This window comes from Lichenihabitans sp. Uapishka_5 (assembly GCF_033947565.1).
Classification (GTDB): domain Bacteria; phylum Pseudomonadota; class Alphaproteobacteria; order Rhizobiales; family Beijerinckiaceae; genus Lichenihabitans.
Map to the genome: position 1 here is coordinate 1 of NZ_JARPVX010000206.1, position 1119 is coordinate 1119.

Here is a 1119-nt window from a genome sequence, read left to right on the forward strand (position 1 = left end):
AAGGTCGCGGCGCGGCGGCCGCCCTCGTCGAAACCGGCGAACAGATAGTTCTTCCTGCCCAAGGTCAGCGGCCTGATGGCCCGTTCCGCGGCGTTGTTTGACAGTTCGAGGCGCCCGTCCCCGACGAAGCGTGTCAGCGCCGCCCATCGTGACGTCGCATAGCGGATCGCCTTGGCTAACGGGCTCTTGCCGCTGATCCTAGCGAGCGTCGCGTCCAGGTGGACCTTCAACGCGTCCAGGATCGGGGTGGATCGGTTGGCACGTGCGTCCTGCCGCTCGGCTGGCGCTCGGCCGCGGATGGTGGTCTCGACGGCGAATAGGTCGCCGATCAATTCCAGGGCGTGCTCGGCGGCGGGCGACGCCGTCGTGATGTGGATGTCGTAGATCTTGCGCCGTGCATGGCTCCAGCACGCCACCTCAATCAGCGGCGCCGGCGCGCCGGTCAGTGGGTCAGGGTCATAGAGTTTGCCGAAGCCCGTGTAGCCGTCGGCATGCAGGTGGCCGCGACAGTCCTTCAGCAACGCATGCGCATGCTGGGCGGTCCGGTCGGGCGAGTAGAGGTAGACCGCGGCCGGCGGAGCCATCGAACCGAACCCTCGCTCGTCGCGCACCGCGACCCACAGGCGGCCCGTCTTCGTCTTGCCGCGGCCGGGATCGAGCACCGGGACCGTGGTGTCGTCCGCGTGGATTGCCGGACCGGCGCGCACGTGGCGACCAATGCGCTCGGCCAGGGGCGCGAGCAGCGCCGCAATGTGGCCCATCCAGCCCGCCATCACCGATCGGTCGATGGTAACGCCTTCGCGCCCGTAAATCTCCGCCTGCCGGTACAAAGGAAGGTGGTCGCAGAACTTCGACACGACCACATGCGCCAGGAGCCCCGGGCCCGGCCGGCCCTTCTCGATCGGCAGGCCCGGCATCGGCGCCTGCACGATCGTCTCGCAGGCGCGGCAGCTCATCTTGGGGCGAACATGCAGGATGCGGCGGAACCGGGCGGGCACGTATTCCAGCACCTCGCGCTCGTCGGCACCGATGCGGCCGAAGGCGGTACCGCCGCATCTCGGGCATACGCATGGTGCGTCATGCACGATCGTCTCGGTCGGCAGGTGAGCCGGCAAGGGC

At 68.8% G+C, this 1119-nt stretch carries 1 protein-coding gene; it reads right to left on the minus strand.

Annotation, left to right across the window (positions count from 1 at the left end):
• Positions 1 to 1119, minus strand: a 1119-nt coding sequence (gene tnpC, locus P7D22_RS23195) for an IS66 family transposase (RefSeq protein WP_319936601.1), incomplete at both ends; no start/stop codon positions are given.